This window comes from Serinibacter arcticus (assembly GCF_003121705.1).
GTDB lineage: Bacteria > Actinomycetota > Actinomycetes > Actinomycetales > Beutenbergiaceae > Litorihabitans.
Genome location: NZ_PYHR01000002.1, coordinates 3,933,242 through 3,948,445, shown reverse-complemented (window position 1 = coordinate 3,948,445; position 15,204 = coordinate 3,933,242). Strand labels below are relative to the sequence as shown.

9 protein-coding genes, 1 tRNA gene and 1 pseudogene are annotated in these 15,204 nt (G+C 73.8%); 5 read left to right on the top strand and 6 right to left on the bottom strand.

Annotated elements, in window-relative coordinates; all coding sequences use genetic code 11:
- Positions 1-131 precede the first annotated feature (131 nt).
- The 5 genes from thrB to C8046_RS18210 all read right to left on the bottom strand — a co-directional run bounded on the left by thrB (position 132) and on the right by C8046_RS18210 (position 6,106).
- Positions 132-1,043, bottom strand: coding sequence for a homoserine kinase (gene thrB, locus C8046_RS17520; protein ID WP_109230548.1), 912 nt, complete (start codon positions 1,041-1,043; stop codon positions 132-134).
- An 11-nt stretch (positions 1,044-1,054) separates the two neighbouring features.
- Positions 1,055-2,116, bottom strand: coding sequence for a threonine synthase (gene thrC, locus C8046_RS17515; protein ID WP_109230547.1), 1,062 nt, complete (start codon positions 2,114-2,116; stop codon positions 1,055-1,057).
- Between the two features lie 25 nt (positions 2,117-2,141).
- Positions 2,142-3,458 carry a homoserine dehydrogenase gene (locus tag C8046_RS17510; protein ID WP_109230546.1) on the bottom strand — a complete coding sequence of 439 codons (1,317 nt, stop codon included), beginning with the start codon at positions 3,456-3,458 and terminating at the stop codon, positions 2,142-2,144.
- Between the two features lie 110 nt (positions 3,459-3,568).
- A complete protein-coding gene (gene lysA, locus C8046_RS17505) occupies positions 3,569-4,921 on the bottom strand; it encodes a diaminopimelate decarboxylase (RefSeq protein ID WP_109230545.1) in 1,353 nt (450 codons plus the stop codon).
- Positions 4,922-6,106, bottom strand: coding sequence for a hypothetical protein (locus tag C8046_RS18210; RefSeq protein WP_146197216.1), 1,185 nt, complete (start codon positions 6,104-6,106; stop codon positions 4,922-4,924). It abuts the gene before it with no gap.
- 127 nt (positions 6,107-6,233) lie between these two features.
- Between C8046_RS18210 and C8046_RS17495 the strand changes: the two genes are divergently transcribed.
- Together C8046_RS17495 and C8046_RS17490 are read left to right on the top strand one after the other, a co-directional pair.
- A tRNA-Arg gene (locus tag C8046_RS17495) sits at positions 6,234-6,306 on the top strand.
- A gap of 86 nt (positions 6,307-6,392) precedes the next feature.
- Entirely contained in the window at positions 6,393-7,352 is a 960-nt protein-coding gene (locus C8046_RS17490) for an aldose 1-epimerase family protein (protein WP_158277259.1), read from the top strand.
- Positions 7,353-7,445: 93 nt separating this feature from the next.
- Here the strand turns inward: C8046_RS17490 and C8046_RS17485 are convergent, their stop codons facing one another.
- Complete coding sequence (locus C8046_RS17485; RefSeq protein WP_146197215.1) at positions 7,446-8,978, bottom strand: M23 family metallopeptidase; 1,533 nt, start codon at positions 8,976-8,978, stop codon at positions 7,446-7,448.
- 225 nt (positions 8,979-9,203) lie between these two features.
- Between C8046_RS17485 and C8046_RS17480 the strand changes: the two are divergent.
- The 3 genes and pseudogenes from C8046_RS17480 (at position 9,204) to C8046_RS17470 (ending at position 15,170) form a co-directional block, all read left to right on the top strand.
- A pseudogene (locus tag C8046_RS17480) lies at positions 9,204-9,985 on the top strand (response regulator transcription factor).
- A 64-nt stretch (positions 9,986-10,049) separates the two neighbouring features.
- Positions 10,050-11,204 (top strand): HAMP domain-containing sensor histidine kinase, encoded by a 1,155-nt coding sequence (locus tag C8046_RS17475; protein WP_235866388.1) that lies wholly within the window; start codon positions 10,050-10,052, stop codon positions 11,202-11,204.
- Between the two features lie 171 nt (positions 11,205-11,375).
- Positions 11,376-15,170 (top strand): multifunctional oxoglutarate decarboxylase/oxoglutarate dehydrogenase thiamine pyrophosphate-binding subunit/dihydrolipoyllysine-residue succinyltransferase subunit, encoded by a 3,795-nt coding sequence (locus tag C8046_RS17470; RefSeq protein WP_109230542.1) that lies wholly within the window; start codon positions 11,376-11,378, stop codon positions 15,168-15,170.
- Positions 15,171-15,204: the final 34 nt, after the last annotated feature.

The window sequence follows — 15,204 nt, the reverse complement described above, 5'->3', positions numbered from 1 at the left end:
CGGGGGCGTCTGGTTGCCATCCAGATGCAGCCACGGGCGGTCGTCCTCCCGATCGGCTCCACAGGGAGGGCGATCGGGGAGGGGTGACCACGGTGGTCGTGCGCTGGGATGCCGCGCGGTGCACCGCCACTCTACACCGCGCCGGCCCCCGCGTGGTCGACCGGCAGCTTCATGGCGCGCCACCCCTGGGCGACGACGGCGGCCTCGACCCGGTCGGGCAGCTCGCCCAGGACGAGCACCGTCGGACCCGCCCCCGAGATGACGGCCGGCAGCCCGGCCCGCCGCAGCGCGTCCACGAGCGCCGAGGAGTCCGGCAGGACGTCCCGGCGGTAGGGCTGGTGGAGCCGGTCCTCGGTCGCGGCCATCATCAGCTCGCGACGTCCGCCCAGCGCCAGAACCAGCAGCGCCGTGCGCGCACCGGTGAAGGCGGCGTCGGCGTGCGGGACCGTCGCCGGGAGGACCGAGCGCGCCACCGTGGTGGCGAGCTCCGTCGTCGGGATCAGCACCGTGCACACCAGGGTCGGGTCGACCTCGAGCCGGACCGCCTCGACCACCGGAGCGGCGTCGGCGTCGGCCGGGGTAGAGGTCCAGGCGAGCGTCGCTCCCCCGAGCACGACGGCAGCCGCGTTGTCGGGGTGTCCCTCCCACTCGGTCGCGACGTCGAGGATCACCTGCTCGGAGAGCGCCTCGGGCTCGGAGATCAGCCCGCGCGCCGCGACCAGCCCGGCCACGACGGCGGCGGCCGACGAGCCGAGGCCGCGGCCGTGCGGGATGCGGTTGAACGCGGTCAGGTCGAGCCCGACCTGCGGCGCCCCGGCCAGCTCCAGCCCCGTGCGCAGGGCGCGCACCACGAGGTGCTCCTCGCCCTCGGGCACCGTGCCGGCCCCCTCGCCGCGGACCGTCGTCCGCGTGGCGCCGGCGGTGGCCCGGACCTCGACGACGTCGTGCAGGCCCAGCGCGAGCCCGAACACGTCGAAGCCGGGGCCGAGATTGGCGCTGGTGGCGGGCACCCGCACCCGCACGGAGTCCGTGGCGATCCTCATGGCGTCGCTCCTCAGATCAGGCGGAGCGCGTCCGCGACCGCGGCGGTCGTCGCGGGGACGACCACGGGGTCGATCGGCGTGTCGCCGAGCGCCGTCGCGGTGTCCTTGAGGCCGTTGCCGGTCACGGTGCACACGATGGTGACGCCCTGCGGGACCTCGCCCGCGGCCGCGCGCGCCATCAGGCCGGCGACCGAGGCTGCCGAGGCGGGTTCGACGAACACGCCGACCTCGCGGGCGATGAGCGCCTGGGCGTCGAGGATCTCGGCGTCGCCGACGGCGTCGATCCGGCCGCCGGAGTCGTCGCGCGCGGCGACGGCGAGTCCCCACGAGGCGGGGTTGCCGATGCGGATCGCGGTGGCGATCGTCTCGGGGTTCTCGACCGGCTCACCCTTGACGAACGGCGCGGCGCCGTCGGCCTGCACGCCCCACATCTGCGGGGTCCGGGTCGCCAGACCGGCGGCCGCGTACTCGCGGTAGCCCATCCAGTACGCGGAGATGTTGCCGGCGTTGCCGACGGGGAGCACGTGGATCGCCGGGGCGTCACCGAGCGCGTCGACGATCTCGAACGCCGCGGTCTTCTGGCCCTGCAGGCGGTACGGGTTGACGGAGTTGACCAGCGCGACGTCGGGGCGCTGCCCCAGCTCGCGCACCACGCGCAGACCGTCGTCGAAGTTGCCCTCGAGCGAGACGAGCGTGGCGCCGTGCACGATCGCCTGCGCGAGCTTGCCCGCGGCGATCTTCCCGGCGGGCAGCACGACGGCGCAGGGCAGGCCCGCACGGGCGGCGTACGCGGCGGCCGAGGCGGAGGTGTTGCCCGTGGAGGCGCACAGCACGAGCGCTCCCCCGGCGGCGGCCACCTTCGAGACGGCCATCGTCATGCCGCGGTCCTTGAACGAGCCCGTCGGGTTCGCGCCCTCGACCTTGAGGAAGACGCGCGCCCCCGTGCGCTCCGAGATCGCGGGTGCCTCGACGAGCGGCGTGCCGCCCTCACCGAGCGTGACCGTGGGCTCGCCCGGCTCGATCGGCAGGAAGTCGGCGTACTCGGCGATCAGTCCTCGCCACTGGTGGGCCATGGTTCTCTCCTCGTGTGATCAGGTCTCAGGCGCGCTCGACGCGGTGGGCCGACAGCACTCGTCGCACGCCGTCGGCGGTGCGCAGCGCCTCGACGGTCGCGGCGAGCGAGGCCTCGTCGGCCTCGTGGGTGACGACGGCGAGGACGGCGGCGCCCTCGTCCGAGACCTGCTGGCGCACCGACTCGATCGAGACGCCGTGCTCGGCGACGACGGTCGCGACCTGCGCGAGCACGCCCGGGCGGTCGTCGACCAGCAGGCGGATCTGCAGGCGGGCCACGACGTCGGCCGGTCCGGCCAGCGGGAGGGCGGCGGACGCGCTCTCGGCCGGCGCGCGGCCCCCGTGGGTGCGGTGACGCGCGGCCGAGACGATGTCGCCGAGCACGGCGCTCGCCGTCGGCGCACCGCCGGCCCCGGCGCCGTAGAACATCAGACGGCCGGCGGCCTCCGCCTCGACGACGACGGCGTTGTAGGCGCCCCCGACGCCGGCCAGCGGGTGGGCGGTGGGGAGGATGACGGGGTTGACGCGGACGGCGACGGCCTCACCGCGGTCGGCGGTGGCGGGGACGCGCTCGGCGACGGCCAGCAGCTTGATCACGCCGCCGGACTCCCGCGCGGCCGCGATGTCGGCAGCCGTGATCTCACGGATGCCCTCGCACGCGACGTCGGCCAGCGCGACCCGGGTGTGGAACGCGAGCGACGCGAGGATCGCCGCCTTGGCGGCCGCGTCGTGACCGTCGACGTCGGCGGTCGGGTCGGCCTCGGCGTAGCCCAGGTCCTGCGCCTGCGTCAGCGCGACGTCGAAGTCGAGCCCGCCGGTGGTCATCTCGTCGAGGATGAAGTTGGTGGTGCCGTTGACGATGCCCAGCACGCGCTGCACGCGGTCACCCGCGAGCGACTCGCGCACGCCTCGGACCACCGGCACGGCACCCGCGACGGCCGCCTCGAACAGGAGGTCGACGCCGGCGGTGTCGGCCGCGGCGTAGAGCTCGGGACCCGAGGTCGCCAGCAGCGCCTTGTTCGCCGTGACCACGCTCGCGCCCGAGGTGAGGGCCGCGAGCACGAGGTCTCGCGCCGTCGTCGTCCCGCCGAGGAGCTCGACGACGACGTCGGCCCCTTCGATCAGGGCGCTCGCGTCGGTCGTGAGGAGCGCCGTCGGCACGGCCGGGTCGCGGGGCTTGTCGAGGTCGCTCACCAGCACGCCGGAGATGCGGACCCCGCGGCCGATGCGCCGGCCGAGGTCGTCGGCGTGCTCGGTCAGGAGTCGGACGACCTGGGTGCCGACGGTGCCGCACCCGAGAACGGCGATCGCGAGATCGGGGGCACCCTCGGGCGCGTCGAGCACTGGCACTGCATCTCCTCGGGAGCCGGGCGGGGGTGCGCCAACCTTACGGGTCGACGCGGGTGGACCGAGCGGGTGTCCCAGGGGCGGACGGCCTCGCGCCCTCGACCCGCTCAGCCGAGGTCGAGCGCGAGCAGGTCCTCGACGGTCTCGCGGCGCACGATCGGCGTCGCCACGCCGTCGGCCACGGCGACGACGCCGGGGCGCGGGACGAGGTTGTACGTGCTCGCCATCGACCGGCCGTAGGCCCCCGTGACGGCGACGGCGAGCAGGTCGCCGGCCGCGACGTCGGCGGGCAGCTCGACGTCGTGCACGACGATGTCGCCGCTCTCGCAGTGCTTGCCCACCACGCGGCAGCGCGTGCCCGGCGCCTCCGAGACGCGCGAGACGATCTCGGCGTGGTACGCGGCGCCGTACAGCGCGGGCCGGATGTTGTCGCTCATGCCGCCGTCGACCGCGACGTAGGTGCGCACGGTGCCGTCCTCGGTCCGCACCGGCTTCACCGTGCCGACCGTGTAGAGCGTGATCCCCGCCGGCGCGACGACGGAGCGGCCGGGCTCGATCGACAGGCGCGGCAGCGGGGTGCCGAGCTCGCGGCCGACATCGGCCAGGGCCGAGACCATCTCCTTCGCGGCGCGCTCCGGGTCCAGCGGGACCTCGCCGGGCAGGTAGGCGACGCCGAAACCGCCCCCGAGGTCGAGCTCGGGCACCAGCACGCCCGTGCGGCGCGCGATCTCCGCCCGCAGCCCCATCACGGCGCGCGTCGCCACGCCGAAGCCCGCCGGGTCGAGGATCTGGGAGCCGATGTGCGAGTGCAGCCCGAGCAGGTCGAGCTCCGTGCGCTCGAGGACCGCCAGCACGGCCGTCACGGCCGGGGAGTCCTCACCGTCGGGCGACGCCATCGACAGCCCGAACTTCTGGTCCTCGTGCGCTGTGGAGATGTACTCGTGCCCGCCGGCGTGGACGCCCGTCGTCACGCGCACCATCACCGGGGCGCGGACGCCCAGCCGGGCGGCGGCGTCGGCGACGCGGGCGACCTCGGGGAGCGAGTCCAGCACGAGGCGGCCGACGCCGCTCGTGAGGGCGAGCTCGATCTCCTCGTCGGACTTGTTGTTGCCGTGCAGGCCGATGTCGGCGGCGGGCACGCCGGCCCGGAGCGCGGTCGTCAGCTCGCCGAGCGTCGCGGAGTCGATCCGCAGCCCCTCGGCGTGCATCCAGCGGGCGACGGCCGTGCTCAGGAACGCCTTGCCCGCGTAGTAGACGTCGACCTCGGTCCCGACCTCGGCGGAGGCCGTGGCGAAGGCGTCGCGGTAGGCGCGGGCGCGGCCGCGCATGTCGTGCTCGTCGAGCACGTAGACGGGGGTGCCGGTCGCCGCGAGCTCGACCAGGTCGACGCCGGCGATCGCCACGGCGCCGGTCGAGGTCCGCCGGGCGCCGGAGGGCCAGGGCGCGGGCATCGCCGTCATCTAGAAGTCCAGGCCGGTGTAGAAACCGAGCGCGTCCTCGGGGCTCTCCGAGACGACCGTGTACAGGCCCGACTCGCCGTCGTGCCAGAGGTAGGTCACGAGCCCGTCGTTGTTGTAGGCCCAGTAGGTGCCGATGTTCTGGTCGGGGAAGACGACGCCGGTCTCGAGCGGGGTGCCGAGCGCGGCCGACTCGGCGGTCGCGGCGTCGAGCGCCTCCTGCGTCGTCGCGAACGTCGACCCGGTGAGCGTGATGTCCTCCACGCCACCCGCGTAGACCCCGACGAGCGACTCGGTCGACCCGGCGGGCGCGGCGGTGTTGGGCACCAGCCCGTCGGCCGTGAGGGAGTAGGTCACCCCCGTCGCCCCCTCCTCGGAGAACTCACCGCCCGAGACGGAGGTCGGGAGGACCGCCGCGAGCCCCGTGGGCTCGGCCTCCGCCGTCGTGGGCGCCGTGGTGGGCTCCTCGCCGCCGTCGCCGCCGCGGTTCAGCAGCAGCACGATCGCGACGACCGCGGTGACCACGACGGCGACGACCGCGGCGATGATCAGCGGGAGTCGACGCCGGCTCCGGCCGGCCGCGGGGTCGTGCCAGCCCGGGGCGAGGGCCGCGGCGCCGTCGGCGGGAGCGTCGTCCGTGGTCGAGCGGTCGGTCGGCGAGCCGTCGGTGGTGGCCGAGCTGCCCCACGGCGCGGGCGAGCTGGCCGGGACGCCGAAGCCGAGCTCCGGGGAGCCCGCGTCCGTCGAGGACCCCTCGGTCGAGGACGCTGCGGTGGTCGTCGTTGAGGGGTAGCCCGCGGGGACGATCGGGAGGACGGCGGTGCGGTCCTCGTTCAGCTGTGCGGGGACGGCGTCGCCGTCGTCCTCCTGCGACCGTGCGATCTCCGGCTCGGCCGCAGCCGCCACCGGCTCCGGGGCCTCGGAGGACTCGTCCTGCGCGGCCCGCTGGGCGCGGCGCAGGCGCAGCTCGCGCAGCTCGCGGCGCGTCATGCCCACGGACACGTCGAGGTCGTCCGACGGCGCGGTCGGGGCGGGCTCACCCGGCGCCGGGGCGGCCGCGGCACGCTCGGCGGCGACGTCGCCGGGAAGGTAGGACGCACCCTCCTGACCACCGGCGGTCAGGTAGCTGTAGGGGTCGACCGAACCACGGTCGGTCCCCTGCTCGTCGTCGCGCGGTCTGTCGCTCACGGTCGCCCTCCACCAGTCATCCGCCCCAGCGTAGGCGATTCAGCGTTGCCGCGATCCGCTGGTAGGCTCACCTGTCGTTGTCAGGTTCACGCCGCGGGGTCTCCCGAGGCCGCCGACGACGAGCACTGCCCCTGTAGCTCAGTGGATAGAGCGTCTGCCTCCGGAGCAGAAGGTCGCTGGTTCGAATCCAGTCGGGGGTACACGAGAACGGGCCCGGTCATCGCGACCGGGCCCGTCGTCGTTCCCGGACCCGCGTCGTCGCCCCCATCGCCGTCGCGCTCCGGGTGTGCACGCTCACACGCCGCGCGCCCGTTCACTAGGCTGGCCGCATGCCGATCCCCCCACTGGTTCCCAGCACGTCCTGCACGACCCGGCGTCCTCCGCCACGGTCGTCCTCACCGAGGTCGGGGCGTCCCTGCGCTCGTTCGACGTCGCGGGTCGTGACGTCGTCGTCTCCTACCCCGAGGACGAGCTCTCCCCCGCCGGCCACGGCGCGATCCTCGCCCCGTGGCCGAACCGGCTGGCCGACGGCGCCTACTCCTTCGACGGCACCGACTACCAGCTCCCCGTCACGGAGGTCGCGCGCAGCACGGCCCTGCACGGGCTCGTCCTGAACCAGCGCTGGGCCGTCCGCTCCCTCACGACCACGCAGGCACGCCTCGTGCTCGAGACCGTCCCGGTCGCCGGCTACCCGTGGCAGCTCGGCCTCGAGGCGCACTACGAGCTGCGCGGGACGTCGCTGACCATCGAGGTCAGCGCGACGAACCGGTCCGCGACCGTCGCCCCGTACGGCATCGGCTTCCACCCCTGGCTCTCCCCCGGCGACGGCGGCCTGGACGCCGCCACCCTGCGCCTGGACGCCACGCAGTGGGTCCGGCCGGACGAACGCCTGCTCCCCGCGGGCGTCGAGGAGCTCCCCCAGGCCTTCGACTTCCGCACCGAGCGCCTCGTGGGTTCCACGGACCTCGACGACGCCTTCGTGGGTGCCACGCGCGACGCCGACGGGCTCTCCTGGATCCGCCTCACCGGGGCCGACGGCCGCACGGCCGGAGTCTGGATGGACGAGTCCATGGACACGTGGCAGGTCTGCTCCGGCGACCACATCGGCGCGGTGGACTACCGCCGTCGCGGCCTCGCGGCCGAGCCGATGAGCTGCATCGCCGACGCCTTCAACTCGGGCGACCGGCTCGTCCGGCTCGAGCCGGGCGCGACGCACACCGTCCGCTGGGGCCTCACGCTGTCCTGACCGGACCCGTCCCGGTCCCAGCGCGAACCCGGACGCACGACGGCGGCCCGCACCTTCTCGGGTGCGGGCCGCCGTCGTGCGTGGTGGTGCGTCCTAGACGCAGACCGCCCCGGAGGTCGTGACCGGCGTCGCGCCGTTGGCGCGGAGCCAGGCGAGCGGGTCCACGGCGCTGCCGTTGGGGTCCTCGACGTTGCCGACGTGGATCTCGAGGTGGAGGTGGGGTCCCGTCGAGTTGCCGTTGTTGCCGACCTCGCCGATGACGTCACCCACGTTGACGACGTCGCCCTCCTCGACGAACACCCCGTCGTCGAACATGTGGTTGTACCAGATCTCGACGGTCTCGCCGTCGATCTCGGAGCGGATGGCCACGAGGTTCGGGCTGCGTCCGGCGAGGCCGGCCCCGGCGTGCACGACCTCGCCACCGGCGACGGCGCGGATCGGGGTGCCGAGCGGTGCGGCGAAGTCGGAGGCGTAGTGGAACGCGCCCCAGCGGGGGCCGAAGCCGGAGCTGACGCGGTACACGCCCTCCTGCACCGGCATGCTGAGCGTGAGGTGCTCGCTCGACTCGAGCGCGGCGAGCGTGCCGTTGGGCTGGTCGGCCTCGGGAGCCCCGCACTGCGGGAGCTCGGAGCGGCCCTCGCTGCGGCTGGCGGCGACCACGCCGCGGACGTCCGCCACGGGGTCGGAGGCGAGCAGGGCCGCGGTGGAGTCGGCCGGCGCGGACTCGGCGAGCACCGAGGCGTCGACGTCGGCGGTCGCGGTGGCCGACGCGGCCTCGACGCTCTGCGGCGTGGCGACGAGCGTGTCGAGCGCGCTGCTGTCGGCCAGGGGGATCTCGACGACCTCGGGCTCGTCGGCCCCCTGGGCGATCGCGTGGATCGGGGTGACGACGGTGGCGACGCCCAGCGCCGAGAGAACCGCGAGGCGCGGCACCCACTGGCGGACGGTGCCGGGCTCGGACGGCGAGGACGGGACGGACGCGACGCCGGCGCGGGGCGACCCGCCTCCGCTGCCACCGGAGGCGAACGTGACGCCTTCGTCGTGCTCGGTCGTCGTGGGAGCCGGCCGGGCCGGGACGTGGACGGGCGTCGCGGAGCGGTCGGCGCGGACGGCCGGGGCCACCGCGAGCGAGCTGAGCGTGAGGGCGACGGAGGCGAAGTCGAACTCGAGGTCGACGGGCTGGTCGGCGGGCGGAACCGTCTCGAACTGGTCCTGCTGGAGCGAGACGTGGGGGGCGCCGTCGACGTGCTGCGTGGTCGTCAGACCGGCCTCGCGGCGGGTGGCCTCGCGGAGCTGACGACGGGTCATCGTGCCCTGCTGCTCGAGCACGGCGGCGGCGAGGACGTCGGCCGCGGTCCGGCGCTCGGCGGGGGCGGCTCCCGTCGGCGCGGTCAGGCCGAAGGCCTCGCCCGCCTGGCGCTGACGCAGCTCACGACGCGTCAGCGGCGCCGGCGCGTCGAGCGTGACCGTGGCGCTGGTGGCCCCCGAGACACTGGCGGCGGGCGACGGGATGTCCACGATCGTCTGCAGGACGACGGGGGTGTGCGCCGTCGGAGCGATCGGGGGAACGGCTGCTGAGGAGGGTGCGGCGAGTCGACGGGCACGACGCGTCGTGAGTTCAGGCACGACGACATCCACGGGCGACACGCTCACACATCCTCCGACTGTTCAGGGGGCCCAGCTCGGCAGTGGGCCTTCCTCCGACCGGGTCACGAGCTGCGCAGGGGGGCGAGCCGGGGGTCCGGAGGACGACTTGATCACGAAACCATAACGCGCCTCCCGGCTCCTGCCAAACGACTGGGGGCGACGTCACACACCTCCTCGGTCGAGGGTGTGTGCCACGCTGTGGCGATGAGCACGCCGAACTCCGCCAGCTCCGCCCGCCCCGCTCCGACGCCGGGTGGGAGCGGTGCCGCCGGTGGTGAGCCCGGGACCCGCGTCCTCGTCGTCGAGGACTCCCCCGAGATCGCCACGCAGGTCTCGCGCCGGTTCGCCGCCGAGGGCTGGGAGGTCCGCGTCGCGGGTGACGGACCCGGCGGTGTCGCGGGGGCGCGCGAGTTCGCGCCCCACGTCATCGTCCTGGACGTCATGCTCCCGGGCTTCGACGGCCTCGAGGTGTGCCGTCGCATCCAGGCCGACGACCCCAGGGCCGTGCCGATCCTCATGCTCACGGCCCGCGACGACGAGACCGACCTGCTCGTCGGGCTCGGCGTCGGCGCCGACGACTACATGACCAAGCCGTTCTCCATGCGTGAGCTCGTGGCGCGCGTGAAGGCGCTGCTGCGACGCCACGAGCGCACCGCCCGCGTCGCGGCCGCCGAGACCGCCCCACCGGCCCCGCACCGATCGAGCTCGGCGACCTGCTGATCGACCGGGCCCAGCGCCGGGTCAGTCGCGCCGGCGAGGAGGCCCACCTCACCCCGACCGAGTTCGACCTCCTCGTCTGCCTCGCGACCTCGCCGCGCACCGTCCTGACGCGCGAGCGGCTGCTCGAGGAGGTCTGGGACTGGGTGGACGCCAGCGGCACCCGGACCGTGGACTCCCACATCAAGGCGCTGCGACGCAAGCTCGGGTCCGACCTCGTCCGCACCGTCCACGGGGTCGGCTACTCGCTCGAGCCCCCCACCGAGTGAGCGCGGCCGTGACGGCGCGACCGAACCCCGCCCTCCCGGCGCTCCTCCCCGCGAGCTCGTCGTGGTGAGGGAGCGGACGGGCGTCCGCCACGCACGCGAGGTGCCGGCGCTGCGGTACGCCGTCGACGTGCGCCCGCTCGACCGCCTCACCTCGATCCGCACCAAGTTCGGCGTCGTCATCGCCGCCTCGGTGTTCGTCTCGGCGGTCATCGTCTGGGCCGGCCGCAGCTACTACGACGCGCGCTGGTACATGACCTTCCCCGTCGCGATCGCGCTCGCCCTCGTGGTCTCCCAGGTGCTCGCCCGGGGCATGACGTCGCCGCTGCGGGAGATGACGGCCGCCGCGCGGGCGATGTCCGCCGGCGACTACGACATCCGCGTCCGCACCACGAGCCGCGACGAGGTGGGCCAGCTCGGCCACGCGTTCAACGCGATGGCGGGCGACCTGTCCTCCCTGGCGGAGGCCCAGCGCGCGATCGTGGCGAACGTCAGCCACGAGCTGCGCACGCCGATCGCCGCGCTCCGCGCCCAGCTCGAGAACATGGTCGACGGCGTCACGGAACCGGACGAGGAGGCGCTCACCTCCGCGCTCGACCAGACCGAGCGGCTGACCCGGTTGGTGACCTACCTGCTCGACCTCTCCCGGCTCGAGGCCGGGGCGGCCGGCCTGCACCTGCAGGTCGTCCCCGTCCGGGACGTGGTGGAGGAGGTGGTCGCCGCGGCGTCGCACGCCGCCAGGGCCGCGGGCCGCGAGGTGACGTGGGACGTCCAGGTGCCGCAGGAGCTCAGCTTCCGCGTCGACACGGAGCGCCTCCACCAGGTGCTGCTCAACCTGCTGTCCAACGCCTCCCGCCACTCCCCCGCCGGCGGCACCGTCCAGGTCAGCGCGCGGGTGACCGGGACGACCGTGGTGATCGACGTCGTCGACGACGGGCCGGGCATCCCACCGACCGAGCGCGCCAAGATCTTCGACCGGTTCGAGCAGGGCACCAACCGGCCGGCGACGGACGGCACCACCAGCGGCGGCACAGGACTCGGCCTCGCGATCGCCCGGTGGGCGGCTGGTCTGCACGGCGGGACCCTCGACGCCGTCGCCCCGACGCCGCCGAGCACCGGGGCGACCCTCCGGCTCACGCTGCCCATGGACGGACCGCCGCCCACTCGCGCCGAGACGTCCGTCGGCGCCGTCGCCGACGTCCTCGACCGACAAGGGCGATAGCGTCCCCGCCCTTTGCCCGCTCCTTGCCCGCCGTTACCCAAGCGCGGACGAAAGTCCAGGTCAGAGGCACATCGGAGGCCGGATCGCCCGTGACCGTGGCGCTCGAGGACACCCCGGAGGGCCTACCCTGGAAGGCGGCTCGAACAGACGACGGCGATGGAGTGAGCGAGCGTGGCATCTGAATCCCCGGCAACACCGACAACGGCCGACTTCGGCGCGAACGAGTGGCTCATCGACGAGCTCCGCGTCGCGTACGAGGCCGATCCCGCATCGGTCGACGCCCAGTGGCGCGAGTTCTTCGCCGCCGAGGGCCGCACCCCCGCCGGAGGGACGGCGAACGGCGCGGCGACGGTGACGACGGCCCCGGCCGATCCACCCGCCGCGACGACGGCGCCGGAGGCTCCTGCCCCTGCCGCCGCTCCGGCCGCGGCTCGACCGGCACCGGCGCGCCCGGCCCCGCGGGCCGAGGACCCCCACACGGACCCGCGCCGGCAGCTCGACCCGCAGGACGTGCGCGCCGACCTGCCGCCCGCCGTCCCCCAGCCGGCGACCGCCCCCTACGTGCCCGGCGACGAGTCGCACACGCAGAGCCCGCTCGGCGACGGCGAGGTGACGAAGCTGCGCGGCCCGTCGGCGCGCGTCGTCACCAACATGGAGGCCTCCCTGGAGGTCCCCACCGCCACGAGCGTCCGCGCCGTGCCGGCGAAGCTCCTCGTCGACAACCGCATCGTCGTGAACAACCACCTCGTCCGCACCCGCGGCGGCAAGGTGTCCTTCACCCACCTCATCGGGTTCGCCGTCGTCGAGGCGCTCCTCGAGCTCCCCGAGATGAACGCGGCCTACCGCGAGATCGACGGCAAGCCCGGCATCTACCGGCCCGAGCACGTCAACTTCGGCCTCGCGATCGACCTCGCGAAGCCCGACGGCACGCGCCAGCTGCTCGTCCCGTCGATCAAGCACGCCGACACGATGGACTTCGCCCAGTTCTGGTCCACGTACGAGGCGCTGGTGAAGAAGGCCCGCGGCGGCAAGCTCACGGTCGAGGACTTCGCGGACACGACGATCTCGCTCACCAACCCCGGCACGATAGGCACGGTCCACTCCGTGCCGCGCCTCATGCAGGGTCAGGGCACGATCGTCGGCGTCGGGGCGATGGACTACCCCGCCGAGTTCCAGGGCGCCTCCCCCGAGACGCTGGCGAACCTCGGCATCTCCAAGGTGCTCACGCTGACGTCCACGTACGACCACCGCATCATCCAGGGCGCGCAGAGCGGTGACTTCCTCCGCCTCGTGCACACCAAGCTGCTGGGTGAGGACGGCTTCTACGACCGCGTCTTCGCCGCACTGCGGGTGCCCTACGAGCCCGTCCGGTGGCGCACCGACATCGTCGAGGACCCGACGACGGCGCTCGGCAAGCCGGCGCGCATCGCCGAGCTCATCCACGCCTACCGCTCCCGAGGCCACCTCATGGCCGACACGGATCCGCTGGCCTACCGCCAGCGCCGGCACCCGGACCTCGACGTCGCCAACCACTCCCTCACGCTGTGGGACCTGGACCGCACGTTCCCGACCGGGGGCTTCACCGGCAAGCCGACGGCGCCGCTGCGCGACGTCCTCGCCCGGCTGCGGGACGCGTACTGCCGCACCATCGGCTCGGAGTACATGCACCTGCACGACCCGGCGCAGCGCCGCTGGCTGCAGCAGAAGCTCGAGGGTGGCTGGCCGAAGCCGTCGCCCGAGGCGATCCGCCAGATCATGCACAAGCTGAACCAGGCCGAGGCGTTCGAGACGTTCCTGCAGACGAAGTTCGTCGGCCAGAAGCGCTTCAGCCTCGAGGGTGGCGAGTCGCTCATCCCGCTCATGGACACGCTGCTCGCCGGGGCGGCCGACGCCGGCCTCGAGGGCGTCGGCATCGGCATGGCGCACCGCGGCCGGCTCAACGTGCTGGCCAACATCGCCGGCAAGTCCTACGGCCAGATCTTCAACGAGTTCGAGGGCAACGTCGACCCCAAGACCGTCCAGGGCTCGGGCGACGTGAAGTACCACCTCGGCACCGTCGGGGAGTACACGTCACCGACGGGTTCGCAGACCTCCGTCTACCTTGCCGCCAACCCGTCCCACCTGGAGGCCGTCAACGGCGTCCTCGAGGGTGTCGTCCGCGCCAAGCAGGACCGCATCGACCTCGGTGGCGACGGCTTCTCCTGGCTGCCCGTGCTGATCCACGGCGACGCGGCCTTCGCGGGTCAGGGCGTCGTCGTGGAGACCCTGAACCTCTCCCAGCTCCGCGGCTACCGCACGGGCGGCACGGTCCACATCATCATCAACAACCAGGTGGGCTTCACGACCGGGGCCTCGAGCTCGCGCTCGACGCTCTACCCCACCGACGTCGCCAAGGGCCTGCAGATCCCGGTCTTCCACGTCAACGGCGACGACCCCGAGGCCGTCGCCCGTGTGGCCCGCCTCGCGTTCGAGTACCGCGAGGAGTTCCACAAGGACGTCGTGATCGACATGGTCTGCTACCGCCGTCGCGGTCACAACGAGGGGGACGACCCCTCGATGACCCAGCCGGTCATGTACAGCCTCATCGAGGGCAAGCAGAGCGTCCGCACGCTCTACACGCAGGCGCTCATCGGGCGCGGCGACCTCTCGGCCGAGGAGGCCGACCAGCTGCTCGCCGACTACCAGGGCGAGCTCGAGCGGGCCTTCCGCGAGACGAAGGAGGGGTCGCACTCGCCGTCGGAGGACGACCGACGCGGCCTCGAGGTCCCCGAGTCCCAGCGCGAGGACGCCGGCACGATGGTCGGCTGGACCACGTCGGTCCCGGAGAGCGTGCTGCACCGCATCGGTGACGCGCACCTGGCCCCGCCGGAGGGCTTCGCCGTCCACCCCAAGCTCGCGCAGCTGCTCGAGCGTCGGGCGACGGCGGCGCACGAGGGCTCGATCGACTGGGGCTTCGGCGAGCTGCTGGCGTTCGGCTCGCTCGTGCTCGAGGGCACGCCGGTGCGGCTGTCGGGTCAGGACTCGCGCCGTGGCACGTTCGTGCAGCGCCACTCGGTGCTGCACGACCACCACACCGGCGCCGAGTGGACCCCGCTGTCCTACCTCTCGGCCGACCAGGCGAAGTTCTGGGTCTACGACTCCTCCCTGTCGGAGTTCGCCTCGCTCGGCTTCGAGTACGGCTACTCGGTCGAGCGGCCGGACGCCCTCGTGCTGTGGGAGGCGCAGTTCGGCGACTTCGTCAACGGCGCCCAGACCATCGTGGACGAGTTCATCTCGGCCTCGGAGCAGAAGTGGGGTCAGCGCTCGTCCGTCGTGCTGCTGCTGCCGCACGGCTACGAGCACCAGGGTCCCGACCACTCCTCGGCCCGCATCGAGCGGTTCCTGCAGCTGAGCGCCGAGAACAACATGACGGTCGCCCAGCCCTCGACGCCGGCGAGCTACTTCCACCTGCTGCGTCGCCAGGCCTACGACCGTCCGCGCAAGCCGCTGATCGTCTTCACGCCGAAGCAGCTGCTGCGCCTGCGGGCCGCGACCTCCTCCGTGGAGGACTTCACCACCGGCACGTTCCGGACCGCGATCGGCGACACCGTGGACCCCGGCAAGGTCGACCGCGTGCTGATGTGCTCGGGCCGGGTCTACTACGACCTGCTCGCGGCGCGCACCAAGGGTGAGCACGGTGCGGACGAGCGCACGGCGATCGTCCGGTTGGAGCAGCTGTACCCGCTCGACTCCGACACGCTCCGCGAGGTCATCGCGCCGTACGGCGACGCGGAGCTCGTCTGGGTGCAGGACGAGCCGGCGAACCAGGGTGTGTGGCCCTACCTCGCCGGGATCACCTCGCGAAAGATGGACGGCGTCCCGGTCCGCCGGGTCTCCCGCCCGTCGTCGGCGGCTCCGTCGACCGGGTCGGCGAAGGTCAGCCAGGCCGAGCAGCAGGAGCTGGTGCGCGAGGCGTTCGCCCGCTGACCACCGCGTCACGGAAGCGGCCGTCCCACCCCTC